The organism is Actinoplanes sp. NPDC048967 (assembly GCF_040649415.1).
Taxonomy (GTDB): domain Bacteria; phylum Actinomycetota; class Actinomycetes; order Mycobacteriales; family Micromonosporaceae; genus Actinoplanes.
The window spans coordinates 1-26,203 of record NZ_JBEZFL010000015.1; the positions used below are offsets into that span (position 1 = coordinate 1).

A 26,203-nucleotide genomic window follows, 5' to 3' on the forward strand; every position below is an offset into this window, starting at 1 on the left:
CTCTACCTCGGCCGCACCGCCGCCCAGGTCAAAACCACCGACGTCACCCACTCCCAGATCGTCGAACTCATCACCTCCGGACGCAGCGGCAACCTCGGCCTGCCCCCGGAGAAGCCCGCCGACTTCGCCAGCGACGCCATCGACATCACGCCCGGAGGGGACCAGTGACCACCACCACGACCACGGCCGGCGGCGTCCAGGTGGTCAAGCCGACCGTCGGCGGCCACATCCACGACTACTGGGGCCGGGTCCGCGGCGGCGACCTGGGCAGCCTGCCCGCCGTCCTCGGGCTGGTCGTCCTGTCGCTGATCTTCGGCGTCGCGCGCGAGACCTTCTTCAGCCCGCTGAACTTCGCCAACCTGTTCACCCAGGGCGCCCAGGTGGTCTTCATCGCCATGGGCCTGATCTTCGTGCTGCTGCTGGGCGAGATCGACCTGTCCGCGGGCTTCGCCAGCGGCGTCTGCGGCGCGGTCATGGCCATCCTGCTCACCAACCACGGCGTCGCCTGGTACATCGCCATCCCGGCCGCTCTGCTCACCGGTATCGTCATCGGTCTGACGCTGGGCCTGCTGATCGCCAAGGTCGGCATCCCGTCCTTCGTCGTCACGCTGGCCGCGTTCCTGGGCTTCCAGGGCCTGCTGCTGGTGCTGCTGGGTGGCGGCATCAACATCTCGATCCGCGACCCGTTCGTCATCTCGCTCAACAACGACAACATCCCGGTGCTGTGGAGCTGGATCCTGGCCGTCGGCGTGGTCGCCGGCTACGCGCTGGTGCAGTTCAGCCGGGTCCGCGGCCGCGCCGCCCGCGGCCTGGTGACCGATCCGATCGGCATCGTGCTGCTGCGCATCGGCGGCCTGGCGGTGCTGGTGCTGACCACCACGGCCGTGCTGTCGCAGGAGCGGGCCGTCAACCCGGCGATCAACTCGCTCAAGGGCGTACCGATCGTCGTCCCGATCATCGGGGCCTTCCTGATCTTCTGGACCTTCGTGCTGGGCCGCACCAGCTACGGCCGGCACGTCTACGCGGTCGGTGGCAACACCGAGGCGGCCCGGCGCGCCGGCATCCCGGTCGACCGGATCCGCATCTCGGTCTTCGTGATCGGCTCGTTCATGGCGGCGATCGGCGGCATCATGGCGGTCAGCCGGGCCAGCTCGGTCGACCCGAACACCGGCGGCAGCAACATCCTGCTCTACTCGGTGGGCGCGGCCGTCATCGGCGGCACCAGCCTCTTCGGCGGCAAGGGAAAGATCATCAATGCGGTCATCGGTGGTGCGGTGATCGCCGTGATCGACAACGGGATGGGCCTGATGGGCTTCTCGTCCGGCCAGAAGTACATCTTCACCGGCCTCATCCTGCTGGTCGCGGCCAGCGTCGACGCCCTGGCCCGACGCAGGGCGGCAGCTACCGGAACCCGGTGAGCGAAACTTCGGGCACGGGGACGGCGCGCTGATGCGGGCCGGCCCCAGCCCGGAGGAGGTACGCCGGCACAACCTCGGGTCGCTGCTGCGCTACGTCCACCTGCACGGCGCGACGTCACGGGCCGAGCTCACCAACCGGCTCGGCCTCAACCGCAGCACCATCGGCGCCCTGACCGCCGAGCTGACCACGGCGGGACTGGTCAGCGAGGCGGTGCCCCGCGAGACCGGCCGGGCCGGACGACCGTCGCTCGTGGTGCGGCCGGAGTCGGCGCGGATCCACGCGTACGCGCTGAGCATCGAGGTCGACCGGCTCCGCGCGGCCCGGGTCGGCCTGGGCGGCCGCGTCCTGGACCGCCGCGAGTGCGAACGCCCGCCCGGCATGCCGGTCCTCGACGCGGTCAAGCCGCTCGCCGCGTTCGTACACGAGATGCGCCACGAGGTGGCCGACGGCGCGCGGCACGTCGGCACCGGCGTGGCGGTCGCGGGCCGGATCCGGCGCGCGGACGGCACGGTCCGCCTCTCCCCCACCGTCGACTGGATCGACCCGGTCCGGGCCGCACTCAGCGACGAACTGGGTGACGAGCACCGGCTCACCCTCGGCAACCACGCCGACGTCTCGGCACTGGTCGAGCACAGCCGCGGCGCCGCCGTCGGCTGCGACAACGTCATCTACCTGCACGGCGACGCCGGGGTCGCCGCCGGCATCATCGCCGGCGGCGCCCGGGTCACCGGGTACGGCGGCCACGGCGGCGACGTCGGCCACATGGTGGTCAACCCGTACGGCCGCGCGTGCGGTTGCGGGTCCCGGGGCTGCTGGGAGACCGAGATCGGCGAGCAGGCGCTGCTCCGGCGGGCCGGCCGGGAAGGTGAGACCGGCCGCGCGGCGGTGCTGAGCGTGGTCCGGGCGGCGACACACGGCGACAGCCGGGCCCAGTTCGCGGTCCGCGAGGTGGGCGACTGGATCGGCTTCGGCGTGGGCAACCTGGCCAACATCTTCAACCCGGAAGCGGTGATCTTCGGCGGCACCCTGCGCGACGTCTACCTGGGCGCCGCGGCGCAGATCCGCAGCCGCCTGAACGAAGTGGCCCTGCCGGCGTGCCGTGAACACATCCGGCTGCGCACCCCGGGGCTGGGGAACGACGCGGCGCTGATCGGTGCGGCTGAGCTCGCCTTCCAGCATCTGCTGGACGACCCGCTGCTCAGCTGACCCCGGGGGCCGGCCGGGAAACAGGCGAGCCGGTCCGTTCACCGATTCCCATCGGCAACCGATACCGAGCCCGGCTCACCGCCATCCCGTTCTGCGGCCGCGCCGACGCCCGGTGCGGCTCGGCCCACCACCAGCCCGCACCTCCGGCGTCCCGTTCAGCGACCACGCCGACGGCGAGTGCAGCTCGGCCCACCCCAGCCCGCACCTCCGGCATCCCGTTCAGCGGCAGCGCCGGCGACCGACCCGGTGGCCGGTGCGGCGGTGGTCGTCCCTCCGGGTGCAACGAGGGCCGCCTCTCAGCCCGTCGGCCGGCCCGGGGCCCGTGCCGGCGGCGGTGTCGTCGCCGGTCGTCGTGTCCACGTCCACGTCCACGTCGTCCCCGGGGCCGGCATCCTCGTCCGCCGTGGCGTCCGGCAGCGGTGGGGCCGACGCGGTGTCCTGTTGCACCTGCGCGGGCCGGGCGGCCCGGCCGGCGACCGGCTGCGCCGGCGGACGCGGGACCGGCGGCACGGTCACGGTGGTGACCACGTCCGGCGTCGGGGCGGCCGGGCTGTTCCGGTCCGGGACCGGAGCCGGGCGGTCGCCCATCGATGCGCGGCGGGGCGCGAACGCCTGCGTCGCGGCCGGCTCCGGGGCGATCGCGCGGTCCGGCGGCGCGGGTTGCTCGGTGCAACCCGTCAGGGCCAAGACCGCCGCGCCGGCCACGGCCAGTACCCGCTTCTTCGTCATGCCGGGACGCTATGCGCATTTTGTCGGGTATCGCGGCAGGCCCGGTCCGACCGGCGCGAGTCTGCACGTTCGGCCAGGTCCGGCGATCCGAGGAGCCGACCCGGCCTGGGGACGAAGCGGCAGGATTCCGCGGTGACGATCCGTGCACCCTTGACGTCGCGTCCACACTGCGACAATTCTGGACGAGCCCGGTGATTACTCCCCGAATCGCCGCCGTCCCGAACAGGATTGACGCCTTGCTGCACACCGACGCGGTGCGTGACTTCGCCAGCGACCCGTACGCCGCCTACCCCACCGGCACCAGGTACTCGGCCGACGTGCAGCCGGGCGGGTTGCTGGACTTCGAGGCCGCGCGGCAGTGGCTGTCGCGCATCGACCAGTGCCGGGACGCGAACGCGTACACCTTCGGCCTGCCTCTGGCCGCGGCGGCCTCGGTACGCAGCGGTTTCGCCGGCGGGGAGCTGCTGCTCTTCTCCACCTACGGCTACCTCGGGCTGAACCAGCATCCGCGGATCGTGGCGGCCGCGACCGACGCCGCGCTGCGCTGGGGCACCACCACGGGCGGCTGCCGGCTGATGACCGGCACGCTGGAGCTGCACCTGGAGACCGAGCGCGAGCTGGCCGCTTTCCTCGGCACCGAGGCGCTCGCCCTGTACTCCAGCGGGTACGACGCCAACGTGGCCGTGATCTCGTCCCTGCTCGGCCGCCACGACGTCGCGATCATCGACGAGAAGGCGCACCGCAGCATCCTCGACGGGTGCCGCCTCTCCGGCGCCCGGACGGTCCGCTTCCGGCACAACGACGTCGAGCACCTGGACACGCTGCTCGCCCGCCACCGCGCCACGGGCGCCCGGGTGCTGGTCGCCATCGACGGCGTCTACTCGATGGACGGTGACATCGCCCCGCTGGCCGCCATCGTCGAGGCCAAGCAGCGGCACGGCGCCTTCCTGCTGCTCGACGAGTCCCACGCGATCGGGGTGCTGGGCCCCGACGGCCGCGGCACCCCGTCGCACACGGACATCCCGGCCGGAGTCGTGGACGTCGTCACCGGCTCGCTCGGCAAGGCGTTCCCGTCCGGAGGCGGGTTCGCCGCGGGCAGCCGGAGCCTGGTCAACTACCTGCAGCACGGCTCAGCGCCGTACATGTTCTCGTCCGCGCTGACCCCGGCGAACACTGCCGCCGTCCGCGAGACCGTCCGGGTGCTGCTGGACGAGCCGCACCACATCGAGAGCATGTGGAAGAACACGGCCCGGCTGACCAATCTCGTGCGCGACCTGGGGCTGACCACGGGACCGACGGAGACGCCGATCGTGCCGGTGGTGCTGGGCGACACGCTGCGGACGTACCGGTGGGCCCGGCACCTGCTGGACGACGGCATCTACGTCTCCGCGGTGCCCGCGCCCGCGGTGCCGGAGGGCCAGTCCCGGCTGCGGCTGTGCGCGACGGCCCGGCAGAACTCAGAGGATTTCGAGCGGCTCGGCCGCGCGTTGCGCCGCGTGCTCGACCTCGAGACCTGACCGCGCGGCGAAACCGCGGCCCGGCGGGAAACCCAGGTGCGGCGGCGCCGGGGCGTTGAGATCATCGCCGGATGCCGGATCTTGCCGCGGTCCGCGCCGCCTGCCGCCGTATCGGCGGCGTGGTCGGCACGGACCCCCGCTACGCCCACACCAGCCACCTGCGGGTGCTCGTCGCCGGTGAACCGGTCTTCGACGAGCACTACCGCGGGCCGGCCGTGGCCGACGTCTACTCGGTGACCAAGACCGTCGTCGCGACGGTGGCCGGGACCGCCGCCCGCCGCGGCCTGCTGCCCGGCCTGGACGAACCACTGCACGAGGTGCTGGCCGCCCTGCGGGACACGCCGGCGCACGGGCAGACCTGGCGGCAGCTGCTGACCATGACTCGCGGCGCCGCCGTCGACGGGCCGTGGGACATCGACGCGGTCACCGCCCTGCCGGGCGGGCAGATCGCCCGGGTCGCCTCCGCGCCGCGGATCGACCCACCGGGGCAGGTCTTCCGGTACGACAACGGCGCCGCCCACCTGCTGTCGGCCGGACTGGCCCAGGTCCTCGGCCGCCCGGTCGGTGAGTACGCCGCCACCGAACTGTTCGCCCCGCTGGGCATCACCGACGCGTCCTGGCCGGCCGACCCGGACGGTGTCAGCTACGGCTACGCGCATCTGCGCCTGTCGGCCGAGTCCCTGGGCCGGCTCGGTGAGCTCTGGCGGGCCGGCGGGCAGCCGCTGGTCGATCCGGACTTCGCCGCCGCGATGACCACTCCCCAGACGCCGGGCGGGCCACCCGAGCAGCTGCCGTACGGCTTCGGGATCTGGGCCGGCGACGGCCTGTCGCTGGCCGCCGGCTGGGCCGGGCAGCACGTCGTGGTGCTGCCGGACGCCGTGGTCGTCACCACCGGGGATCCGGGCTTCGACGCCGGCCCGCCGCCACGGGACGAGCTGCCCCCGGACTGGCGACCCGCCCTGGAACTGGTGCGGCAGCACCTGCTGCCGGTGCTCATTTCGTGTGACCCCGGGGCGGTTCCGCCCAGGACGGCGCCGCCGGGCTCCTAGCTTCGGGCCATGAGATTTTCCGGTTCACTGTTGTCGTCCCTGGCCGCGGCCCTGCTGCTGCTCCCCGCGGGCGCGGCCGGCGCGACCCCCGCGGGGCCACCGGCCGGCGGGCTGCCCGGCGTGGCGGTGCCGGCGCTCGACTGGAGTGCCTGCGGCGACGGCTACCAGTGCACGCCGGCCCAGGTGCCGGTCGACCACCACCGTCCGGACGGGACACAGCTCACCCTGCAACTGCGGCGGTGGCCGGCCGCCGACCCGGCCACCAGGATCGGCACGTTGTTCCTCTACGCGGGCGGTCCGGGCAGCTCGGGCTGGGACTGGGTGCAGTCGTTCGCGACCTCGTCGGCGCCGGAGATCCGCGACCGGTTCGACATCGTCGGCTTCGATCCTCGCGGCGTGCACCGCAGCCAGCCGGTCACCTGCCTGAACGGGCCGGCGTACCGGGCGCAGTGGGCGCAGGCGAGGACCCGGCCCGCCCCGGATTCTATCGGCACCGCCGTGCGTCTCGCCCGGGAGTGGAACGCGGCGTGCCGGGCGCATTCCGGTGGGCTGTTGCCGTACATCGGCACGGAGTCGCAGGCGCGGGACCTGGATCTGTTGCGGGCCGCGGTCGGCGACGAGAAGCTCACGTTCTTCGGCGGCTCGTACGCGTCGTACGTCGGCACCGTCTACGCCGACATGTTCCCGCACCGCACCCGCGCCCTGGTGCTGGACTCGGGCTACGACCCGCGCAAGTACGCCGAGGACCCGTACGGCTACGACTACGGCCAGTACCGCTCCACCGAGGCGGCGATGTACCGCTTCCTCGGCTGGTGCGCGGCGAACCCGGCCCAGTGCCCGTTCGCCGCGGGCGTCCCCGGGCCCACGGCCACCGGACTGGCGGCGAACGTCCACACGATCCTGGACTCGCTCGACACGAATCCGGTCCGCGACGCCACCGGGGCGGTCAGCGTCAACGGCGCGACGATGCTCTCCGAGCTGACGTACCGGTTGAACAGCGGCACCCGCTACTGGGCCACCCTGGGGGCCAACCTCCACCTGGCGGAGTCCCGCACCGGCCCGCTGCTGTACGCCATCAGCCAGTCCGACACGGCCTTCAACGCGGTCAACGTCGCGGTGGAGTGCGCCGACCGGGTGTACCCGCGGAGCCTGCCCCAGTTGCGGACCCGGTTGGCCCGGGCCGCGGCGGACTTCCCGCTCACTGCGCCGGGCATGGCGTACGGGCCGCCCGCCTACGACCAGACGCACGCTCCTGCCTGCGTGCAGTGGCCCGCCGCCCGGCACAGCCGCTACACCGGCTCGTACCGCGCGCGGGGGTCGGCCCCGATCCTGGTGGTCGGCAACACCGGTGACCCGGACACCCCGTACGCGGACTCGGTCGAGCTCGCGCGCACCCTGGCCAACGGCCATCTGCTCACCTGGGACGGCGAGGGTCACACCGCCCGCCGCAAGAGCGCCTGCGCCGAGGCCCACATGTACGAGTACCTGCTGCGGCTGGTCGTCCCGCCGGCCGGAACCGTCTGCCGGGACGCGCCGATGCCCGCCTGACGGGGGCGGGCCACCGCTGTGCCCGGCGGCGGTGGTCAGCTCTCGTCGAGGATCTCGCGGACGCCGGCGAACATCCGGAAGATCTCGATGCGCCCGTCCAGGAAGCCCATCCGATAGTCGGCCCCGGTCGCCGGGTCCTTGGCCTTGGTGGCGTCCCGGCGTCCGGCCAGCGCGTCGACACGGCCGGCGTCGTAGGCCAGCAGCGCGTCGTCCATGCGTTCCTCCGCGTCGTCCCGGGCGCGGCGCTCCCCGCCGGCCCGCGCGACAATGTCGCACGCTGCGGCGATGGACAGAAACCGGCCGTCCGCCCGAGAGAATCCGGCCGATCCGCCGATCCTTCATACCCCGTACCCCTAGCGGGTAGAGACTCCCGAGCTGATCTACAGTTGATTTGCCCGATTTACGGGAAATGGGTTGAACGGAGGTCCACCGGGAACGTTCCGGCGTAGTGACGGTGGGCGTCCTCGGGGGTTCGTGAAGGGGTCACGATGGAGCTGGAGCGGATCGGCACCTGGATATTGGACGAGCTTCCCGGCCTCAACCGGGCCATCCTGGCCGGCGAGGCACCGCCGGACGTGCTAATCGACGCGCTGGGCCGCGACGTGCTGCCCGGGCTGCCCCGGCCGGAACGCCTGGACCGGCTCGAAGCGCAGCGCCTGCTGGTGCACCTCGGCTTCGTCGGCGCCTCGGTGGCCCGGCACTTCCAGGAACGCACGCCGGGCGGCAAGGAGGAACCGCAGCGCGCGTTCGACGGGCTGAGCGCCGGGGACGCGGCAGTTCCCTTCCCGGCGTATTTCGCGGCGCTGGCCGACCACACCGGGACCGGTCACTACCACCGCGACAGCTACGCGTCGCTGGTGCGCTGGAACGTCGGGACGATCCAGGTCCGCCTGGGTGACGAGGTGCTGGCGAGCCTGCCCGGCGTGTTCGACGACGGCCGGATCCGCAGCTACACCGGCACCCCGGCCGAGGAGCGCTTCTTCGCCCTGGTCAAGCGCAGCGAGGCGATCGAGCTCGCGGTCAACAACCTGCTGGAACCGCTGGCCGGCGCGGACTGCCGGCTCGACTCCGAGGACGCCGTCCTGCGGCTGCGGACATCGGCGACCCTGCTCGAGGCCATGCGGCACCTCTTCCTCACCTTCGCCGCCCTGCCCGCGGACCAGAGCATGCCGGCCGAGCACTTCATGGACGTGTTCCGCCAGTTCGCCGTGCACTGGTGGCCCGACGACATCCCGCCCAGCGGGGCGCTGGATCCGGAGGCTCTCAAGCGGGATTTCCTGCTCGGCATCGCGCTGCCCGACTACGCCCGGCACGTGCGCCGGCTCTTCCCGGCGCTGCTGGCCGAGGAACGCACCGCGCTCGAGGCGTTGATGGTCCAGCCGACGCTGCCCGAGCGGCTGCTGGCGACGCTGGAGGTGGACCCGGCCGCGCTGACGACGGCCGACCCCGCCGACCTGGGCCGGCTGGTCAGCCGCGCGCCGGCCCTCGCCGACTGGTACGCGCTGCTCCACGCGCACGCCCGAGCGGCCGGGGCGCACCTCATGCTGAGCAAGAAGTTCCTGTTCAAGCCGCAGACCCAGCGTGATCTGGCCGGCCGGGGGGACCAGCGGCTGGTGTCCAACCGGTCCGGCACCACCGGCATGACCGAGACGTTCCTGGAACGGCTGACCCGGGCCCGCCGCGAGCACCTGCTCGCGCCGCTCCGGCCGGTGCTGAGCGGCGAAACCACCGCAAACCCGTCCACCGGCGCGGTACGGTCACCCTCTGGGACGGCGGCGGTCGCCGTGACTCTGGCGGCCTGAACGGTGCCGGCGGTGACGGAGTCATCCGCCAGTACGTGGGGGTGGGCGGTGCAGGCTCGAGCCAGCCGGGAGCTCATGACGGTGGGCCACGAACAACTGATGGCCCTCATCGACCACACCTCGGCCGTCATCTACATGCGGGATGCCGACGGCCGGTACCTGCTGGTCAACCGGGAGTACGAGCGGCTGTTCAAGCTGCGCCGGGAGGACATCGTCGGGCTGACCGACCACGACCTGTTCCCGCAGGACATCGCCGACGACTTCCGTGCCAACGACGTCCGGGCGTTCGCCCGCGGCGTCCCGGTGCAGATGGAGGAGCAGGCACCCAGCGACAACGGCCTGCGCACCTACGTGACGGTCAAGTTCCCGCTGACCGACGCGGCCGGCCACTCGTACGCGGTCTGCGGCATCTCCACCGACATCACCGAGCGCAAGCACGCCGAGGAGGAGGTGCGGCGGCTCAACGACGAGCTGGAGCTGCGCGTCCGGGAACGCACGGCGGAGCTGGAGGCCTCGACGCGCGAGCTGGACGCGTTCGCGTATTCGGTGTCGCACGACCTGCGCGCGCCGCTGCGCTCGGTGGAGGGGTTCAGCCAGATCCTGCTCGAGGACCACAGCGAGGCGCTGGAGGCCGAGGCCCGCCAGTACCTGGGCCGGATCCAGGCCAACGTGGCCCGGATGGCCCAGATGATCGACGACCTGCTCAACCTCTCCCGGGCCACCCGGGTCGAGCTGCGCCGCGAGCACACCGACATCACCGCGCTGGCCGGTGAGGTGGTGGCCGAGCTGCGCGGTCGCGAGCCGGAGCGCGGCGTCGACGTCGTCGTCCCGGACGGCCTCGTCGCCCAGGGCGACCCGCACCTGATCCGGCTGGTGCTGCAGAACCTGATCGGCAACGCGTGGAAGTTCACCGTGCACAAGCCGGACGCGACCATCCGGCTGGCCCAGGATCAGCACGACGGCGTCGACGTCTTCTCCGTGGCGGACAACGGGGCCGGCTTCGACATGCGCTTCGCGCACAAGCTGTTCGACCCGTTCCAGCGGCTGCACTCGGCCACCGACTTCGAGGGCACCGGGATCGGGCTGGCCATCGTGCACCGCATCGTCACCCGCCACGGCGGCCAGATCCGCGCCGAGTCCACCCCGGGCGCGGGGGCCACCTTCCGGTTCAGCCTCACCCCGGCGCCCGCGGGCTGGGGGCTGTGATGAGCGACGGCCCGATCCTGCTGGTCGAGGACAACCCCGACGACGTGCTGTTCACCATCCGCGCGTTCGCCAAGAACCACATCCGCAACGAGATCGTCGTGGCCAACGACGGCGAGCAGGCCCTGCGGCTGCTGCTGCCCGACGACGGCCACCCGCTGCGCCCGGCGCTGATCCTGCTCGACATCAAGCTGCCCAAGGTCGACGGTCTGGAGGTGCTGCGGGCGATCCGCGACGACGAGCGGACCAGTTCCCTGCCGGTGGTCGTGCTCACCACGTCGAACGAGGAGCGCGACATAGTGGAGAGCTACCGCCTCGGCGCCAACAGCTTCGTCCGCAAGCCGGTCGTGTTCGAGGAGTTCGTCGACGCGGCCAACGTGCTGGGCGTCTACTGGCTGCTGGTCAACCAGCCCGCGCCGCCGGCCCGGAACGGCTGACGGCCATGGAAGACATCCACGTCCTCGTCATCGACGACAGCCCGGACGACGCCCTGCTGATCGTCCGGCAGCTCAAGAAGGCCGGGCTGGCGATCACCCACGCGCGCGCCGACACCGCGGCCGGCGTCGCCGCCGCCCTGGACGAGCAGGTTCCCGACGTCGTCATCTCCGACTACAACATGCCCGGCTTCCGGGCCGAGGACGCGCTGGAACAGATCCGCGCCTGCGACGCGGACATCCCGTTCATCCTGGTGTCCGGCCAGATGGGCGAGGAGATGGCCGCGGCGCTGATGCGCGCCGGGGTACGCGACTTCGTGCTCAAGGACCGGCTCTCCCGGCTCGGCCCCGCCGTGCAGCGGGAACTGCGGGAGGCCGGCGACCGGCGGCAGCGACGCCGGGCCGAGGCGGCACTGCGCGACAGCGAGGAACGGTTCCGCCTGCTGGCCGAGCACGCGCAGGACATCATCTTCCGCTACCGCGGCTTTCCCGAGCCGGCGATGGAGTACCTCAGCCCGGCCGTGGAGTCGGTCACCGGGTACACGCCCGAGCAGTTCTACGCCGACCCGGGACTCATCTTCCGGATCATCGAGCCGGAGGACCGGCCGGTCATCGAGCAGTCCTGGCGCTCGGCCCATCCCGGCACCCTGACCGTGCGCTGGCACCGGTCCTCCGGCGAGGTCGTGTGGACCGAGCAGCGGGCCGTCGCGATCCTCGACGACCAGGGCCGCCCGGTGGCGGTGGAGGGCATCCTGCGCGACATCACCGAGCGGGTCACCGCCGAGCACGAACGCGCGGAGCTGGAACGGCAGCTGCGCCAGGCGGAACGCCTCGACTCGCTGGGCCAGCTGGCCGGCGGCATCGCCCACGACTTCAACAACCTGCTGGCCGTGATCGCCGGTTACGCCGACATGCTCAACGAGGAACTGGCGGCGGAACACCCCGGCCGGGCCGACCTGGACGGCATCAAGCAGGCCGCCGTACGCGGCAGCGGGCTCACCCGGCAGTTGCTGATCTTCAGCCGGCTGGAGCCGTCGCAGCCGGAGGTGCTCGACGTCAACGCCGTCGTCACCGACATGCAGCGGCTGCTGAGCCGCACCCTGGGCGAGGACATCGAGGTCACCACGAGCCTGGCCCCGGGACTGCCGGCGGTCACCATGGACCGCAGCAAACTCGAACAGGTGCTGATGAACGCGCTGGTGAACTCGCGCGCGGCGATGCCGGCGGGCGGCAAGCTGAGCATCGTCACGGGGGTCGCGTACGGCGCCGAGGTGCCCACGGTCAACCTGACCATCACCGACACCGGCTGCGGCATGACGCCCGAGGTGGCGGCCCGCGCGTTCGAGCCGTTCTACACCACCAAGGGCCGCGGTCAGGGCACCGGTCTGGGCCTGTCCACGGCGTACGGGACGGTGACCGAGGCGGGCGGCACGATCTCCCTCGAGTCCCGCCCGGGGGTCGGCACCACGTTGCGCGTCTGCCTGCCGGCCAGCGCGACGGCCGCACCGGAGAGCACGAGCGTGGCCGGCACCCGGGCCGCCGGCAGCGGCGAGTGGATCCTGGTGGTCGAGGACGAGGACGCCGTCCGCGACATCGTCTGCCGCACCCTGGTCAAGGCGGGCTACCAGGTGCACGCGGCCGGCGACCCGCAGCAGGCGCTGAAGATGTGCGTCGACGAGTCCTTCGTGGTCGACGCGCTGCTGACCGACATCATCATGCCGGGCATGTCCGGCACCCGGCTGGCCGCCGAGCTCCGCCAGACCCGCCCGGACCTGCCGGTGCTGTTCATGTCGGGCTACACCAACGGCCCCACCCCGGGCGGGCACGAGCTGCCCGAGGACGCACCCCTGATCCGCAAGCCGTTCGAGACGGAAACCCTGCTGCGCGAGCTGCACCAGCTGCTCTCCCGGGCTACTCCATCAAAATGATTTGATGTAATCTGCGCGTCGTGGGAGCGAAGAGCCAGGATCCTCCGGCGTTCGTGCGGCTGGCCGCCCATCCGCTGCGCTGGCGCCTGCTCAGCGCGCTGGCCGGCAGCGACCACCGGGTCCGCGAGCTCGTCGAGCTGGTCGGCGAGCCGCAGAACCTGGTCTCCTACCACCTGCGGCTGCTGCGCGACGGCGGCCTGGTCACCGCCTCCCGCAGCAGCTTCGACCGCCGCGACAGCTACTACCACCTCGACCTCGATTGCTGCGCGGCCGCGCTCTCCGGCACGGCCGCCGCCCTGCACCCGGCGCTGCGGCAGCAGTCCCCGGCCGAGCTGCCCACCGGCGGCGGCGTGCTCTTCGTCTGCACCGGCAACAGCGCCCGCTCGCCGATCGCCGAGGCCCTGCTGCGACACCGCACCGGTGGCCGGATCGAGGTGGCCAGCGCCGGCATCCGGCCCAAGGCCGAGCTGCACCCCGATGCCGTACGGGTGCTGCGCCGCGACTTCGGCATCGACCTCGGCGACCGCCGCCCCCGGCATTTCGACACGTTGACCGGCCACCGGTTCGACTACGTGATCAGCGTGTGCGACCAGGCCCGCGAGGCCTGCCCGGAATTCGCCGGCCGCCCCCGGCGGATGCACTGGAGCATCCCCGACCCCGCCACCTCCGGCGACCCCCGGCACGCCTTCGCGCACACCGCGGCCGCCCTCGACACCCGCATCAGGCACCTGCTCCCCACCCTGACCGAAGGAGTTCAGCCGTGACCGCACCCGAGCAGTACGCCGCCGTCCGCTACCTCGTCGACGACGTCCAGCAGGCCGTCGACTTCTACACGACCCAGCTCGGGTTCACCGTCAAGACCAGCGCCGCCCCCGCCTTCGCCGACGTCGTCCGCGGCCCGCTGCGACTGCTGCTGTCGGGGCCGGCCAGCTCGGGTGCCCGCGCCACCCCTGCCGACGCGGCCACCGCGGGCCACAACCGCATCCACCTGATCGTCGAGGACCTGGACGCCGAGATCACCCGCCTGCGCGACCAGGCGGTGCCCTTCCGCAGCGAACTGGTCAGCGGCCCGGGTGGCCGGCAGGTGCTGATCTCCGACCCGGCCGGCAATCTGATCGAGCTGTTCCAGCCGGCACGGCACTGACGGCGCCCGAATCAGCTCGGCTCGGCCTCCGGGCGGCGGCTGCGGCGTGCGCGCAGCAGTTCGACGGCGACCGGAACCACCGAGACCACGACGATGCCGATCAGGATGAGCTCGATGTTGTCGCGGACGAAGGCGATCCGGCCGAGAAAGTAGCCCAGCGTCGTCACGCCGCAGCCCCACAGCGTCCCGCCGACGACGTTGAAGGTCAGGAACGTGCGGTACCGCATGTGGCTCGCGCCGGCCACCACCGGCGTGAAGGTGCGCACGATCGGCACGACGCGGGCCAGCACGATCGAGCGGGCCCCGTACCGCCGGAAGAAATCCCTGGCCCTGGCCAGGTTCTCCGGCTTGAACAGCCGGGAGGCGGGCCGCCGGAACAGCGCCGGACCGAAGCGGCGGCCGAAGGCGTAGCCGGTCTGGTCGCCGGCCACCGCGGCCAGCGACACCAGCGCGCACGTGAGCCACAACGGCAGGTGCAGGTAGGTGCCGCCGGCGATGAGCAGGCCGGCGGTGAACAGCAGCGAGTCGCCCGGCAGGAAGAAGCCGATCAGCAGGCCCGATTCGGCGAACACGGCGGCCAGGATGCCGATCAGGCCGAAGGTGGAGATGAGCCACTCCGGGTCGAGCAGCATGGGCACATCTCCTGTCGTCCGGCCCGGGCGCATGATCCGGACGCCCGGCAAGCTACCCGGTCGGGTCCGGCGTACACCCGATGTGACGCACCGGCCAGGTGACGACCATCCGGGCGCCGCGGTCGGCGGGCTCGTAGTGGGCCTCGCCGCCGTGGGCCTGCGCGAGCTGGGCGACGATCCACAGACCCAGGCCGATGCTGCCGGGGTTCTCGCTGCCGAAGCGGGTGAAGAGCCGGGCCTGCGCCGCTTCGGGTACGCCCGGACCGTGGTCCCGGACCGCCAGTGTCGCGATACCGCCGTTCTCGGTCACCCGGACCACCACCGGCGGCTTGCCGTGGCGCAGGCCGTTGCCGACCAGGTTGACCACGATCTGCTCGAAGCGGTCCCGGTCCATGACCAGCACCAGCGCGGGGTCGACGTCGACCACGACGTCGTCGCGGCCCAGGTGGGCGACGGCCGCGGACACCGCCTCGCGGGCCGGCCAGGGCCGCAGGTCGAGGTTGAGCCGGCCCTGCGAGTCGATCCGGTCGAGGTCGAGCAGCCCGGCGGTGAGGTGGGTGATCCGGGCGACCTGCCGCAGCGCCCGCTCGATCAGGTCGCCGGCGCTGTCGCCCGGTTCGTCGCGCAGTTCCTCCAGGACCATCTGCACGGTGGTCAGCGGTGAGCGCACGTCATGCGCGAGGGCGGCCACCAGCGCCGCCCGCCAGCGTTCGATCTGGGCGATCCGGGCCCGGTCCTCGCGCAGGTAGCGGGCCTGGGCCTCGATCAGGAAGGCGATGCCGAGGGCGACGGGCAGCAGCACCGCCGCCGAGCCGAGGATGGGCGGCGGCTGGCCGGTGAGGATCAGCGGGACCACGTAGGCCACCAGCGCCGGCCCGGTGAGTGCGAGCAGCAGCCGGCGTGAGTAGTGCAGCGCCGCCCACGCGAAGATCAGCACCAGGAACGGGCCCGTACCGGCGGCCATGCCACCGAACGCCCAGGTCGAGAAGCCGAGGACGGCGAAGGCGGGCAGGGCGAGCAATGCGGGCGCCCCCGGCCGCCAGCGGTGCCAGGGCAGCGGCGCGATCACCGCGGCCAGGGCCAGGTCCGCCGCCGCGATGATCAGCAGGTCCCCGGCCCGGCGGGTGTCGTTGGTGATGCCGACGAGCGCGAGCAGCCCGGAGAGCGCGAACAGCGCCGCGACCTGGAGGGCGGCGGCGCGCGGCCCGCTACCGAGCAGGCGAGTTTGCGGGCGTGAGACGATACGGACATTCTAGGACAGGTATCCGCCTGTCAGCACCGTCACACTCATCTCCGCTACGGGCCCGCCGACCAGTCTCGTATGCGGGTAAAGGTGAGACTTTTCGGTCCGGTACTGGGCGCCCTGGTCGGCTGTGGCCTGGGCTTCCTGGTGTTGCAGCAGGTGACCACCGGTGCGTTCGACGCGCTGGAGGCGCGGCAGGTGGCTCAGGACGCCGACCGCATCCGGATCGGCCTGGACGGTCAGGCCCGGCTGCTCTCGGCCTTCGGGGCGACCAACGCCGTCTGGGACGACAGCTACCAGGACCTCAAGGAGGCGGACCGGACCGGCTTCGCCGAGGACTTCCCACCGGACGCGACGCACGCGGTGAGCGACCTCGACGCTCTGCTGGGCGTCTCCCCCACCGGTGAGCTGATCGCCGGCGGATATCTCAGCGACGCGGCCGACTACGAGGCCCCGGCGCCGCAGTTGACCGAACCCGCTCTGCTGAGCCGGCTCTACGACCCGGCCGGCGAACCGGGCACCGCCCGCTGCGGGGTCGTCTCCGCCGACGCGATGTACCTGTCCTGCGGCGTGGCCGCGTACCCGAGCAGCGGCGAGGGCACCCCGTCCGGTGGTCTCGTCCTGCTCAAGCGGCTCTCCCCCGACCGGCTCCGGACGCTCAGCGCGGACATCGACCTGACCACCGAGGTCGTCGCCCGGCGCCGCGACGACGGCGTGACCCAGCCGACGGTGACCAGTCTGCTCGGTCCGGTCGAGGTACGCACCAGCGTGCTGAACGCCGGCAGCATCGCCCTCACCGCGAGCATCACCACCGTGGACGGGCAGACCCTGGTCCTGGAGTCGGTCCGCGACCGGCCGATCCACGCCGCCGCGACGAGCACCGCCGGCAAGCTGTTCGTCCTCATCGCCTTGGCCACCCTGCTGCTGGTCGTGCTGATGACCGTCTCGACCCGGCGGGCGGTACGCCGGCGGGTGCGCCCGCTGCGCCGCACGACCGAGCAGATCGTCGCGTCCGGCGACCACGACCTGAGGATCGGCGCGACCGGCGACGACGACATCGGCGCGCTGGGCCGGGCCATCGACGCCATGCTGGACACGATCAGCAGTCGCGACCAGCTGCTGCTGTCCGAACAGGAGCAGCGCCGGCGGGAGCTGCAGGAGACCCACGAGCGACAGAACGCCGCCGAGCGGGAGACCCGGGAGCAGGCCCGGCAGCTGGTCACCGAGACCTCCACCGTGGTCGGGCAGCAACTGGCGGACGTCTCCGCCCGGGCCGGCACGGTCGGGGTCGCGGCGAGCCGGATCGACGACCGGGTACGCGAGGCCCGGACGGCGGCGAGTCACCTGCTGAGCAACAACAGTGCGGCCAGCCGGGCCGTCGGCACCCTGCACGAAAGTCTGCAGAAGGTGGACGAGGTCGCGCGGTTCATCGGCGGCATCGCCCGCCAGACCAACCTGCTCGCCCTGAACGCCACCATCGAGGCCGCCCGGGCCGGGGTCGCGGGCCGGGGCTTCGCCGTGGTGGCCAACGAGGTCAAGGGGCTGGCCGCCACCACGGCCGAGTCCACCGAGACCATCACGGCGACGCTCGGTGAACTCAACGAGCACGTCACCGCCGTGGTGGAGATCATGACCACGATGAGCGCCACCATCACCGACATCGACCACACCACCGCCGACGCCGAGTTGATGACCACCGAGCAGGCCGCCACCGTGGCCGGCCTGACCGCCGAGGTGAGCGCCGCCATCGACCGCCTCGAAGGACTGGTCACCCGCCACTGACCGTCCCGCCGCCGCCGGCCGCAGCCCGCCGGTACGCCCCGGTGCCGCCACCGGCCGGAGCCCCGCCCGCACGTCCCGGTGCCGCCATAGGCCGTGGCCCGTCCCCGCACGTCCGGGGCGGGCCACGGCCGTTTTCGGTCCCACGGTCCAAAACCCTAGTTGACATATAGGATTTGAGGGCTAAGGATCGGAGCATGACCAGTCAGGGGATCCGCCTCGCCGGCACCGCACTCGCAGTGTCGCGAGGTTGCTGCCGCGACTGGACGTCCTCCCGCGGCCGCTGCCGCCGGAGCTGACCACCGCCGGTCGACCGGCCCCGTACCACCCCACCCGACGGGCACCGCCGGGTCCACTCCGCACGATCCCCGTCGACGACCCACCCGGGCGCCATCCGTCCGCGTGTGGCGCGAAGGAGTCGCCATGTCCTCATCCGTCCTCGACCGCGCCGGCATCGCCGCCGGACCGGTCCACACCGACCCACCGGACGACGTCCCGGCGGCGCCGGCCCGCTGGCGCCGCGTCGCCCGCCGGCTCACCCCCGCCCGCAAGGCCACCGGCCTGCTCACCGTCCTGGTCCTCTGGCAGGTCGGTGCGGGCGCCGGGTGGCTCGGCACCACCACCCCGGCACCGACCGATGTCCTCAGCGCCGCCCGCGAGCTGATCGCCAGCGGCGAACTGGCCCACCACCTCGGCGTCTCGCTCACCCGGGTCGCCAAGGGACTGGCCATCGGGCTCAGCGTGGGCCTGCTGCTCGGGCTGGCCGCCGGGCTGCTGCGCCTGGCCGAGGACCTCGTCGACGGGCCCCTGCAGTCGCTGCGGATGCTGCCGCACCTGGCGCTCGTACCGATCTTCATCATCTGGTTCGGCATCGGCGAGACGTCGAAGATCGCGCTGATCGCCATCGGGCCGATCTTCCCGCTCTACCTCAACGTGCTGCACGGCATCCGCGGCGTCGACGAGCGCCTGGTCGAGTCGGCCCGGTCCTGCGGGGTCGGCCGGCTGGGCCTGATCCTGCGGGTGATCCTGCCCGGCGCGCTCCCGCAGATCCTGGTCGGACTGCGCCAGGCCCTCGGGCTGGGCTGGCTCAGCCTCGTTGTCGCGGAGCAGACCGCCACCACGGCCGGGGTCGGGTTCCTGATGAACGACGCCCGCGAGTTCCTGCGGACCGACGTGATCTTCGTGGTTCTGGTCATCTACGCCCTGCTGGGACTGGCCACCGACCTGTTCGTCCGCCTCATCGAGCGCCGCGCGCTGGCCTGGCGCCGCGGCTTCGCGGGAGAGTGAGCATGACCGCCACCACGACTGCCGTCCCCGGCACCGGGACCGCCGCCGTCCGGGTCCGCGGCGCACGCCGGGCCTTCGACGGCCGGGTCGTGCTCGCCGGCGCCGACCTCGACATCGCCCCCGGCGAGTTCGTCGCCCTGCTCGGGGCCAGCGGCTCCGGCAAGAGCACCCTGCTGCGGGCCGTGGCCGGGCTCGACCGCGGGGCCACCGGGCGGTTCCGGGTGCCCGACCGGCGCGCCATCGTCTTCCAGGAGCACCGGCTCATGCCGTGGAGCAGGGTGTGGCGCAACGTCACTCTCGGCGTCCGCGGGCCCGATCTGCGCGGCCGCGCACTGCACGCCCTCACCGAGGTCGGGCTGGCCGCGCGGGCCGACGCCTGGCCCCGGACCCTGTCCGGCGGCGAGTCCCAGCGGGTCGCCCTGGCCCGGGCCCTGGTGCGTACCCCCGACCTGCTGCTGCTCGACGAACCGTTCGGGGCCCTCGACGCGCTCACCCGGATCAAGGCCCAGGCCCTGGTGGCCCAGCTCTGGACCGAGCACCGGCCGGCCGTCCTGCTGGTCACCCACGACGTCGAGGAGGCCCTGCTGCTCGCCGACCGGGCCCTGGTCCTGCGCGACGGGCGCATCGCCGAGGAGTTCGTCGTCGACGTCCCCCGCCCGCGGGCCCTCGACAACCCGCGGCTGCTCGCCCTGCGCCGCGCCCTGCTGCGTGCCCTCGGGGTCAACGCCGACCTGCCGACCGACAAATCCGTACCCGAGGAGAAGCCATGACCACGACCGCCCTCGACCTGACCGCCGACGTCGTCATCGTCGGCGGCGGCCCCGCCGGCACCTGGGCGGCGCTGACCGCCGCGGCGGCCGGGGCCGACGTCCTGCTGCTCGACAAGGGCTACTGCGGGACCTCCGGACCGACCGCCTCCGGCGGCACCGGCGTCTGGTACGTCCAGCCGGAACCCGCCGCCCGCGAGAAGGCGATGGCCAGCCGCGAGGCGCTCGGCGGCCACCTGCAGGACCGCCGCTGGATGGCCCGCGTCCTGGACCAGACCTACGAGAACATGAACCGCCTCGAGGCCGAGGCGCGCTACCCGTTCCCCGTCGTCGACGGCGTCGTGCACAAGCGGGGCCTGCAGGGGCCGGAGTACATGCGCCGGATGCGGTCCTGGATCAAGCGGGCCGGGGTGCGGATCCTGGACCACAGCCCGGCCACCGAGCTGCTGGTCGACCCCACCGGCACGGTCGCCGGGGTACGCGGCCACCGCCGCCAGCACAACACCGACTACCGGGTCCGCGCCTCCGCGGTGGTGCTGGCCACCGGCGGCTGCGCGTTCCTGTCCAAGGCGCTGGGCTGCGACGTCGCCACCGGTGACGGCGCCCTCTACGCCGCCGAGGCCGGAGCCGCTATGTCCGGCATGGAGTTCTCCAACTCGTACGCCATCGCCCCGGCCTTCACCTCGGTGACCAAGACGGCCTACTACGGCTTCGCCACGTTCTTCCACGGCGACGGCACCCCGCTGGCCGGGGCCGGGAGCCAGGGCGGGCGCTCGGTGATCGCCAAGGAGCTGCTGCGCACCGGCACGGTGCTGTGCCAGATCGACCACGCGACGCCGGAGCAGCAGGCCCTCATGCGCTCGGGCCAGCCGAACTTCTTCCTCACCTTCGACCGGCTCGGCATCAACCCGTTCACCGACAAGTTCCCGGTCACCCTGCTGCTGGAGGGCACCGTCCGCGGCACCGGTGGCATCCAGATCGTCGACGACGACTGCGCGACCAGCGTCCCCGGTCTGTACGCCGCCGGCGACGCGGCCACCCGCGAGCTGATCTGCGGCGGCTTCACCGGCGGGGGCAGTCACAACTCGGCCTGGGCGATGTCCTCGGGCACCTGGGCCGGCGGCGGCGCGGCCCGTTTCGCCGCGGCGCTGGGCAGCTCGGCGGCCAAGCGGCGCCTGACCGGGACCGGCGGGGTCGCGGTCCGGCCCACCGGCGGGCGGCCCTTCGACGGCGACCCGTGGGCCGAGGCGCAGGACGTGCTGCGCCGGCAGGTGCACCCGTACGACAAGAACTACCTGCGGCACGGCGACCGGTTGCGGCCGGCGCTGACCGAGCTGGACGAGCTGTGGCAGCGGCTGCGGGCGGGTGCGAGCGCCGACCCGGCCGGCACGCCCCGGCTGCGGCAGGCCGCGGCGATGGTCGCCCACGCCCGGTGGATGTACACCAGCGCGCTGGCCCGGACCGAGAGCCGGGGCATGGCCCGGCGCCAGGAGTACCCGGACCTCGATCCGGCCCAGCACCGCCGGCTCACGGTCGGCGGCCTCGACGAGCTGTGGGTCCGGCCCGAGTCGCTGTTGGCCCCGCGCCCGGAACTGGCGGTGGCGTGATGATCGAGGTCGTCTCGGCTTCCCGGTGTGTCACCTGCGACGTGTGCATCGCGGTGTGCCCGACCGACGTCTTCGACCGCGGCGCCGACGGTGTACCGGTCATCGCCCGGCAGAGCGACTGCCAGACCTGCTTCATGTGCGAGGCGCACTGCCCGGCCGACGCCCTGTTCGTCGCCCCGCTCACCCACCCCGCGCCACCGGGCTCGCCGCTGCGCGACGAGGACCACGTCACGGACACCGGCCTGCTCGGCAGCTACCGCAAGGAGCTCGGCTGGGGTCGTGGCCGCAAGTCCGGCGCCCGGACCGCCGTCGGCCCCGAACTGGGCCGCGCCCGGATCACCCCCGCACCCGCTCAAGGAGAATGACCGATGCGTACGAGAACTCTGCTGGCCGTCGCCACCGCCGCGCTGCTGGGGCTGGCCGGCTGCGGCGGCGAGCCGTCCGAGGCGGCCGGCCCCGGTGACACCTTCACCCTGCGCATCGGCGCGATCGGCAACGGCAACAAGCTGTCCGGTCCGGTCGGCTACCTCAACAGCAAGAACGGCCTGGTCCCGGCGCTGTCGTCGCTCGGCGTCACCGGGGTCAAGGTCGTCACCTTCCCGAACGGCCCCGACCTCAACCAGGCGCTGGCCGCCGGCGAGCTCGACCTGGCCACCTACGGCGACACCCCGGCCCTGGTGGCCCGGGGCGCCGAGCAGCCCACCCGGCTGATCGCCCAGTCCCAGATCAACCTGGACGCCGGCATCCTGGCCCGGAAGTCCGGCGGCCCGACCTCGCTCGCCGGGCTGGCCGGCAAGAAGGTGGCGGTGCAGACCGGCTCGTACATCCACCGCTACCTGCTGGGCGCGCTCGGCGACGCGGGGGTCAAGCCGGCCGAGGTCATCCACATCTACAGCGCGGACGTCGAGGCGGCGCTGGAACGCGGGGACGTGGACGCCGCCGCCGTGCCGATCGCCAACGTGGAGGCGCTGAAGGCCAAGGGCTACCCGCTGATCACGCTGGCGTCCAAGGACCACCGTCAGTACCTGGGCACCAGCTCCACAGTGGTCACCGACAAGTTCCTCGCGGCGGAGCCGGGCATCGTGTCCGCGTGGCAGCAGGCCCAGCGCGACGCCACCACCAAGGCCAAGGCGGACTGGCCGGGCTTCCTGGCGTACACGGTGAGCATCAACGGCTTCCCGCCGAAGATCGTGGAGGCCTCCACCCACGCCGACCAGTGGCCGGCGGAGCCCTTCACCCCCGAGGGGCTGGCGCTGCTCAAGGGGACCAAGCAGTTCCTGGTGGAGCAGAAGTTCATCCGTACCGACTTCAACCTCGACGACTGGATCGTGGCCCGGCCCTGAGCCGACCTTCCAGCGCCGCTCACAGGTCGCGGCGCTGGAAGGCCAGGGCGGCCAGGCCCAGGACGACCGCCACCCACAGGGCGGCCCAGGCCAGGTAGGTGGCGGTGAGCGGGGCCACGCTCAGGAACGGCGAGTCCTCGAACGCCGGGAACTGCGACAGGGCCGGGTGCTGGAACGCGTGCATCGCCCCGCGCCACAGGCCGTCGGTGGGCAGCAGCATCCGCGACACCGTGCCGACGCCCGCCATGCCCTCGTTGCCGAACGCCTCGCCCACCATGCCGACCACGCCGGCGATCCAGGTGGCGCCGAAGAGACCGACCGCCACGATGCCCGACGCCATCGGGGAGATCACGGTGGACAGCAGCAGGCCCAGGGTCAGCAGCACCGTGGTCTGCGCGGCCAGCAGGGCCAGGCCGGTGGCCGGTTGCGGGGGCCAGTAGCCCACAGTGATCCGGACGATGAGGAGCTGCCCGAGCCCGGCCACGACCACGAAACCGCTGCCGAAGGCGACCAGGCCCAGCCACTTGCCGAGCAGGACGGCCGAGCGGCGTACCGGCCGGGTCATGACGGCCAGCGCGATGCCGGACTCGATCTCCCCGGCCAGGGTGGGGCCGGCCAGGAACGCCGTACCGAGCGCGGCGATCAGGCTCAGTCCGAACATCACCAGGTTGAGCACTGTGGAGGCGGCGATCCGGGCCTCCCCGGTGGTGAGCGTGCCGAACTCCGAGTCCAGCCGGTAGAACCCCCAGGCGCTCAGCGACAGCAGCACGGCCGTCATCACGACGAGCGAGCGCAGCACCCGCCGGCGCAGGGCCTCCTGCAGGGTGAGGACGGCCAGGGTCAGGACGGTACGGGCGATCATCGGTGGTCCCCTCCGGTGCCGGCGCGCAGGATGTCCAGCAGTCGTTCCTCGAGGCTGATCCGGGCCGGTTCGACGGCGTGCACGCGGACCCCGAGGTGGACCAGTTCGGCCACCAGGTCGGGCACCATCGTGGCGCTCTGATCGGCCGGCAGCGTCACCGTGTACGAGTCGCCGCTGCGGGTCAGGTGCCCGGCGGCGGCCAGCCGAGCCTCCGCCGGCGGGCTGACCTCGTCGAGCCGCAACCGCAGCTCCCGCTGACCGAGCAGCTCGGCCAGCGTGCCGGACGCCGCGACCCGGCCCTTGTCGAGGATGACGACCCGGTCGCAGACCCGTTCCACCTCGCCGATGAGGTGCGAGTTGAGCAGCACGGCGACCCGGCGCTCCTTGAGGGAGAGCAGCAGGTCCCGCACGTCGGCCCGGCCGATCGGGTCCAGCGCGCTGGTCGGCTCGTCGAGCAGCACCAGCTCCGGACGGGCCACCAGCGCGACGGCCAGCCCGAGGCGCTGCTGCATGCCCTTGGAGAAGCCACCGACCCGGTCCCCGGCGCGGTCGGCCAGACCGACCAGGGCCAGGCTCTCGCGCTGTTCCCGTGCCGGCACCGCGGCACCGGCGAGCCGCACGTGCAGAGCGAGCACCTCGGCGGCGCTGAGCCAGGGCTGGTAGCGGAACAGTTCCGGCAGGTAGCCCACGCGGGTGCGGGCCTGCGGGTCCGTACCCGGGCGGCCGAGCAGCAGCACCTCGCCCGCGTCGGGCCGGACCAGGCCGAGCAGGATCTTGATGACGCTGGTCTTGCCGGCGCCGTTGGGTCCCAGCAGGCCGAGCACCTCGCCGCGGCCCACGGTGAAGGACACGTCGTCGACAGCGGTCTGTTTGCGGTAGCGCTTGCGCAGGCCGGAGCACCACACGGCCGGCGTGGGCGGCAGGTCGGCGAGCTTGCGCTCGGCGGTGACCACGGGATCGATGGTCACCGCTGCCCCAGCCCGCGGGCCACCGAGACCACCTCGTCGGCGCTCAGCGAGCCGGCCACCGCCGTCACGACACCGTCTTTCACCCAGACCACGGCGGTGATCAGCCCGTCCCGGGAGGCCAGCACGGTGGCGGGCGTGCCCCCGACCTCGGTGGCCGAACTGGTCAGGTATTGCGAGTTCACCGGCAGCGGCAGTGTCGTCGCGTCGCCGGTGTAGCCGCGCAGCTGCGCCTTGATGTTCTCCGGCACACCCGGCAGCGACAGCAGGTAGTCCACCGCCGTCCGGAACGGGATCCCCGCGGAGTAGGCGGTGGGAGCGACGACCCGGGCCACGATCAGCGCCGGTACGCCCCGCGCCTCGGACCAGACCCCGGCGACGCCCGGACCGGCACTCAACCGGAACTGGCTGCCGTCGAGACCCGCGGGAGGCGGCGGCAGCGTCCGGCCCGTCGCGGCGGCGGTCCGGGCCGCCTTGTCGGCGGAGAAGGTGAACACGGCGTTCACCCGGCCACCGACCTGGTACGCCGGTTGTCCCGTCACGCCCCGGGGCAGCTCGCGCACCCGTGGGACGGCGAGCCCCGAGGCCTTCTCCGCGGCGTCGGCGTCGGCGACCTGACGGACCTTCACCTCCTGGGTGATCTCGACCTTGCCGTACGCGTCCAGGTCGGGCAGGGCGACCAGGTCGGCCTGGCTGAGGGTCACGGGGGCGAGTTGCTCGGTCCGGAAGATCTCCAGCCAGTCGGCGGCGGCCGCGGCGCTGGCCCCGCCGAGCAGGGCGACCGCGGCGAAGGCGGCGACCACCGGCTTGCGCAGCGCCGTGCGCCACCGCGAGGCGGCGACCGGCCGCCGGCGGGGCTGGTCGGCGGCGACCGCCTGCGACAGCCGGGACCATCCCGCGTCCACGTCCACGGTGACGTCGACGTCCAGCGCCGCCCGGGTCAGCTGCGCGTCCCGCTCGGCGGTGGCCAGCCCGGCCCGGCAGGCCGGGCAACCGGAGACGTGCTCACGATCGGCGTCGGCGACACCGGCCGGCTCGTCCAGCAGCCGGCGCAGCGTGCCGTCAGTCGGATGACGCATGACGGTTCAACTCCTTGCGTAGGGCGGATTCGGCGCGCCGCACGGTGGTGCCCACGCTGCCGGGGGAAAGATCCAGGGCGGCCGCCACCTCGGCGTAGCTCAGGCCGCTGTGCCGCAGCACCAGGGCCACGGCGTGCTTGCGAGGGAGCCGGGCCAGTGCCGAGCGCACCCGGCGGCGCTCCTCGAGGGTCACGACGGTGTCGGCGACATCGGGCCAGACGGCGCCGTCGTCACCGGCGGCCTCCTCCCGGGCGGCGCGTCGCCGGCTGGAGCGCAGATGGTTGAGCGCGGTGTGCGCCGCGGCGACGGACAGCCAGCCCACCGCCTCCCCGGCCGGCACCGCGGAGCGCCCGAAGGTCAGGAACACCTCCTGCGCCACGTCCTCGGCCTCGTCCCGGGAACCGAGCACCCGGGCGGCGACCGCGACGACCCGCGGATAGGCGCTGCGGAAGACCTCTTCGAGGTCGGCTCGCACGGCACCCCGTACCGAAGGAGTCGACACCGCCTCGCCACCCTCTCGCCCGGCCGGCCTGACGAGCTTCACATCTTGCTCCACATCTACAGAGCACCGCCGGTGCCGCGGATGTGACACCCGGATCCGCCCCACCTCGATCGTGTCCGGTCGGGGTCCGGCGCGCAGGACTTCCCGGCCGGCCCGGG

25 protein-coding genes and 1 pseudogene are annotated in these 26,203 nt (G+C 73.0%); 18 read left to right on the forward strand and 8 right to left on the reverse strand.

What is annotated here, in order from left to right:
* The 3 genes and pseudogenes from AB0C12_RS41275 to AB0C12_RS41285 all read left to right on the forward strand — a co-directional run.
* Positions 1 to 168 (forward strand): annotated as a pseudogene (locus tag AB0C12_RS41275) (sugar ABC transporter ATP-binding protein); the annotation flags it as partial.
* Positions 165 to 1,418, forward strand: a complete 1,254-nt coding sequence (locus tag AB0C12_RS41280) for an ABC transporter permease (protein ID WP_360556366.1) — start codon at positions 165 to 167, stop codon at positions 1,416 to 1,418. The pseudogene AB0C12_RS41275 and the gene AB0C12_RS41280, both read left to right, overlap by 4 nt.
* A 31-nt stretch (positions 1,419 to 1,449) precedes the next feature.
* On the forward strand, positions 1,450 to 2,625 hold the full coding sequence (locus AB0C12_RS41285) for an ROK family transcriptional regulator (RefSeq protein ID WP_360556368.1): 1,176 nt from the start codon (positions 1,450 to 1,452) through the stop codon (positions 2,623 to 2,625).
* A 219-nt stretch (positions 2,626 to 2,844) separates the two neighbouring features.
* Here the strand turns inward: AB0C12_RS41285 and AB0C12_RS41290 are convergent, their stop codons facing one another.
* Complete coding sequence (locus AB0C12_RS41290) at positions 2,845 to 3,354, reverse strand: hypothetical protein (RefSeq protein ID WP_360556370.1); 510 nt, start codon at positions 3,352 to 3,354, stop codon at positions 2,845 to 2,847.
* 236 nt (positions 3,355 to 3,590) lie between these two features.
* On the opposite strand from AB0C12_RS41290, the gene AB0C12_RS41295 reads away from it, so the two are divergent.
* The 3 genes from AB0C12_RS41295 to AB0C12_RS41305 all read left to right on the forward strand — a co-directional run bounded on the left by AB0C12_RS41295 (position 3,591) and on the right by AB0C12_RS41305 (position 7,468).
* Entirely contained in the window at positions 3,591 to 4,871 is a 1,281-nt protein-coding gene (locus AB0C12_RS41295) for a pyridoxal phosphate-dependent aminotransferase family protein (RefSeq protein ID WP_360556372.1), read from the forward strand.
* Between the two features lie 71 nt (positions 4,872 to 4,942).
* Entirely contained in the window at positions 4,943 to 5,920 is a 978-nt protein-coding gene (locus tag AB0C12_RS41300; RefSeq protein ID WP_360556374.1) for a serine hydrolase domain-containing protein, read from the forward strand.
* Positions 5,921 to 5,929: 9 nt separating this feature from the next.
* Positions 5,930 to 7,468, forward strand: coding sequence for an alpha/beta fold hydrolase (locus AB0C12_RS41305; RefSeq protein ID WP_360556376.1), 1,539 nt, complete (start codon positions 5,930 to 5,932; stop codon positions 7,466 to 7,468).
* A gap of 35 nt (positions 7,469 to 7,503) precedes the next feature.
* Here the strand turns inward: AB0C12_RS41305 and AB0C12_RS41310 are convergent, their stop codons facing one another.
* Complete coding sequence (locus AB0C12_RS41310) at positions 7,504 to 7,683, reverse strand: hypothetical protein (RefSeq protein WP_360556378.1); 180 nt, start codon at positions 7,681 to 7,683, stop codon at positions 7,504 to 7,506.
* A 273-nt stretch (positions 7,684 to 7,956) separates the two neighbouring features.
* On the opposite strand from AB0C12_RS41310, the gene AB0C12_RS41315 reads away from it, so the two are divergent.
* Genes AB0C12_RS41315 through AB0C12_RS41340 form a run of 6 tightly spaced genes read left to right on the forward strand, consistent with a single transcriptional unit; the run spans position 7,957 to position 13,979 of the window.
* Positions 7,957 to 9,270, forward strand: coding sequence for a hypothetical protein (locus AB0C12_RS41315; RefSeq protein ID WP_360556379.1), 1,314 nt, complete (start codon positions 7,957 to 7,959; stop codon positions 9,268 to 9,270).
* A 12-nt stretch (positions 9,271 to 9,282) separates the two neighbouring features.
* Positions 9,283 to 10,476, forward strand: coding sequence for an ATP-binding protein (locus tag AB0C12_RS41320; RefSeq protein ID WP_360556380.1), 1,194 nt, complete (start codon positions 9,283 to 9,285; stop codon positions 10,474 to 10,476).
* A complete protein-coding gene (locus AB0C12_RS41325) occupies positions 10,476 to 10,910 on the forward strand; it encodes a response regulator (RefSeq protein ID WP_360556381.1) in 435 nt (144 codons plus the stop codon). The genes AB0C12_RS41320 and AB0C12_RS41325 overlap by 1 nt, the downstream gene beginning before the upstream one ends.
* Positions 10,911 to 10,915: 5 nt before the next feature.
* A complete protein-coding gene (locus tag AB0C12_RS41330) occupies positions 10,916 to 12,835 on the forward strand; it encodes a response regulator (protein ID WP_360556383.1) in 1,920 nt (639 codons plus the stop codon).
* A gap of 20 nt (positions 12,836 to 12,855) precedes the next feature.
* A complete protein-coding gene (locus AB0C12_RS41335) occupies positions 12,856 to 13,599 on the forward strand; it encodes an ArsR family transcriptional regulator (protein WP_360556385.1) in 744 nt (247 codons plus the stop codon).
* Positions 13,596 to 13,979: a VOC family protein gene (locus tag AB0C12_RS41340; RefSeq protein ID WP_360556387.1), complete on the forward strand. Its 384-nt coding sequence runs from the start codon at positions 13,596 to 13,598 to the stop codon at positions 13,977 to 13,979. Before AB0C12_RS41335 ends, AB0C12_RS41340 begins: the two co-directional genes overlap by 4 nt.
* Positions 13,980 to 13,990: 11 nt before the next feature.
* Here the strand turns inward: AB0C12_RS41340 and AB0C12_RS41345 are convergent, their stop codons facing one another.
* The gene (locus tag AB0C12_RS41345) at positions 13,991 to 14,611 is read right to left on the reverse strand and encodes a VTT domain-containing protein (protein WP_360556389.1); all 621 of its coding nucleotides are present in this window, start codon (positions 14,609 to 14,611) and stop codon (positions 13,991 to 13,993) included.
* 52 nt (positions 14,612 to 14,663) lie between these two features.
* Positions 14,664 to 15,680 carry a HAMP domain-containing sensor histidine kinase gene (locus AB0C12_RS41350; RefSeq protein WP_360556391.1) on the reverse strand — a complete coding sequence of 339 codons (1,017 nt, stop codon included), beginning with the start codon at positions 15,678 to 15,680 and terminating at the stop codon, positions 14,664 to 14,666.
* Positions 15,681 to 15,944: 264 nt separating this feature from the next.
* On the opposite strand from AB0C12_RS41350, the gene AB0C12_RS41355 reads away from it, so the two are divergent.
* The 6 genes from AB0C12_RS41355 (at position 15,945) to AB0C12_RS41380 (ending at position 22,637) form a co-directional block, all read left to right on the forward strand.
* Positions 15,945 to 17,636 carry a methyl-accepting chemotaxis protein gene (locus tag AB0C12_RS41355; RefSeq protein WP_360556392.1) on the forward strand — a complete coding sequence of 564 codons (1,692 nt, stop codon included), beginning with the start codon at positions 15,945 to 15,947 and terminating at the stop codon, positions 17,634 to 17,636.
* Positions 17,637 to 18,056: 420 nt separating this feature from the next.
* Complete coding sequence (locus AB0C12_RS41360; RefSeq protein ID WP_360556393.1) at positions 18,057 to 18,920, forward strand: ABC transporter permease; 864 nt, start codon at positions 18,057 to 18,059, stop codon at positions 18,918 to 18,920.
* Between the two features lie 2 nt (positions 18,921 to 18,922).
* Positions 18,923 to 19,690, forward strand: a complete 768-nt coding sequence (locus AB0C12_RS41365) for an ABC transporter ATP-binding protein (RefSeq protein ID WP_360556395.1) — start codon at positions 18,923 to 18,925, stop codon at positions 19,688 to 19,690.
* Complete coding sequence (locus AB0C12_RS41370) at positions 19,687 to 21,294, forward strand: FAD-binding protein (protein WP_360556397.1); 1,608 nt, start codon at positions 19,687 to 19,689, stop codon at positions 21,292 to 21,294. Before AB0C12_RS41365 ends, AB0C12_RS41370 begins: the two co-directional genes overlap by 4 nt.
* The gene (locus tag AB0C12_RS41375) at positions 21,294 to 21,659 is read left to right on the forward strand and encodes a ferredoxin family protein (RefSeq protein WP_360556398.1); all 366 of its coding nucleotides are present in this window, start codon (positions 21,294 to 21,296) and stop codon (positions 21,657 to 21,659) included. The genes AB0C12_RS41370 and AB0C12_RS41375 overlap by 1 nt, the downstream gene beginning before the upstream one ends.
* A 3-nt stretch (positions 21,660 to 21,662) precedes the next feature.
* On the forward strand, positions 21,663 to 22,637 hold the full coding sequence (locus AB0C12_RS41380) for an ABC transporter substrate-binding protein (RefSeq protein WP_360556400.1): 975 nt from the start codon (positions 21,663 to 21,665) through the stop codon (positions 22,635 to 22,637).
* 19 nt (positions 22,638 to 22,656) lie between these two features.
* Here AB0C12_RS41380 and AB0C12_RS41385 read toward each other — a convergent pair whose 3' ends face one another.
* From AB0C12_RS41385 to AB0C12_RS41400, 4 genes are read right to left on the reverse strand one after another with little or no spacing between them, the layout of a single operon-like run.
* Complete coding sequence (locus AB0C12_RS41385; RefSeq protein ID WP_360556402.1) at positions 22,657 to 23,499, reverse strand: ABC transporter permease; 843 nt, start codon at positions 23,497 to 23,499, stop codon at positions 22,657 to 22,659.
* Positions 23,496 to 24,467: an ABC transporter ATP-binding protein gene (locus AB0C12_RS41390; protein WP_360556403.1), complete on the reverse strand. Its 972-nt coding sequence runs from the start codon at positions 24,465 to 24,467 to the stop codon at positions 23,496 to 23,498. Before AB0C12_RS41390 ends, AB0C12_RS41385 begins: the two co-directional genes overlap by 4 nt.
* Complete coding sequence (locus AB0C12_RS41395; protein WP_360556405.1) at positions 24,464 to 25,543, reverse strand: hypothetical protein; 1,080 nt, start codon at positions 25,541 to 25,543, stop codon at positions 24,464 to 24,466. Before AB0C12_RS41395 ends, AB0C12_RS41390 begins: the two co-directional genes overlap by 4 nt.
* Positions 25,527 to 26,045, reverse strand: coding sequence for a sigma-70 family RNA polymerase sigma factor (locus AB0C12_RS41400; RefSeq protein ID WP_360556406.1), 519 nt, complete (start codon positions 26,043 to 26,045; stop codon positions 25,527 to 25,529). The genes AB0C12_RS41395 and AB0C12_RS41400 overlap by 17 nt, the downstream gene beginning before the upstream one ends.
* Between the last annotated feature and the right edge of the window lie 158 nt (positions 26,046 to 26,203).

Coding starts and splice junctions, on each gene's coding strand:
- AB0C12_RS41310 (WP_360556378.1), bottom strand. CDS start 7,683: ATGGACGACGCGCTGCTGGCCTACGACGCCGGCCGTGTCGACGCGCTG.
- AB0C12_RS41385 (WP_360556402.1), bottom strand. CDS start 23,499: ATGATCGCCCGTACCGTCCTGACCCTGGCCGTCCTCACCCTGCAGGAG.
- AB0C12_RS41370 (WP_360556397.1), top strand. CDS start 19,687: ATGACCACGACCGCCCTCGACCTGACCGCCGACGTCGTCATCGTCGGC.
- AB0C12_RS41315 (WP_360556379.1), top strand. CDS start 7,957: ATGGAGCTGGAGCGGATCGGCACCTGGATATTGGACGAGCTTCCCGGC.
- AB0C12_RS41395 (WP_360556405.1), bottom strand. CDS start 25,543: ATGCGTCATCCGACTGACGGCACGCTGCGCCGGCTGCTGGACGAGCCG.
- AB0C12_RS41305 (WP_360556376.1), top strand. CDS start 5,930: ATGAGATTTTCCGGTTCACTGTTGTCGTCCCTGGCCGCGGCCCTGCTG.
- AB0C12_RS41290 (WP_360556370.1), bottom strand. CDS start 3,354: ATGACGAAGAAGCGGGTACTGGCCGTGGCCGGCGCGGCGGTCTTGGCC.
- AB0C12_RS41345 (WP_360556389.1), bottom strand. CDS start 14,611: ATGCTGCTCGACCCGGAGTGGCTCATCTCCACCTTCGGCCTGATCGGC.
- AB0C12_RS41365 (WP_360556395.1), top strand. CDS start 18,923: ATGACCGCCACCACGACTGCCGTCCCCGGCACCGGGACCGCCGCCGTC.
- AB0C12_RS41360 (WP_360556393.1), top strand. CDS start 18,057: ATGTCCTCATCCGTCCTCGACCGCGCCGGCATCGCCGCCGGACCGGTC.
- AB0C12_RS41285 (WP_360556368.1), top strand. CDS start 1,450: ATGCGGGCCGGCCCCAGCCCGGAGGAGGTACGCCGGCACAACCTCGGG.
- AB0C12_RS41325 (WP_360556381.1), top strand. CDS start 10,476: ATGAGCGACGGCCCGATCCTGCTGGTCGAGGACAACCCCGACGACGTG.
- AB0C12_RS41330 (WP_360556383.1), top strand. CDS start 10,916: ATGGAAGACATCCACGTCCTCGTCATCGACGACAGCCCGGACGACGCC.
- AB0C12_RS41375 (WP_360556398.1), top strand. CDS start 21,294: ATGATCGAGGTCGTCTCGGCTTCCCGGTGTGTCACCTGCGACGTGTGC.
- AB0C12_RS41300 (WP_360556374.1), top strand. CDS start 4,943: ATGCCGGATCTTGCCGCGGTCCGCGCCGCCTGCCGCCGTATCGGCGGC.
- AB0C12_RS41380 (WP_360556400.1), top strand. CDS start 21,663: ATGCGTACGAGAACTCTGCTGGCCGTCGCCACCGCCGCGCTGCTGGGG.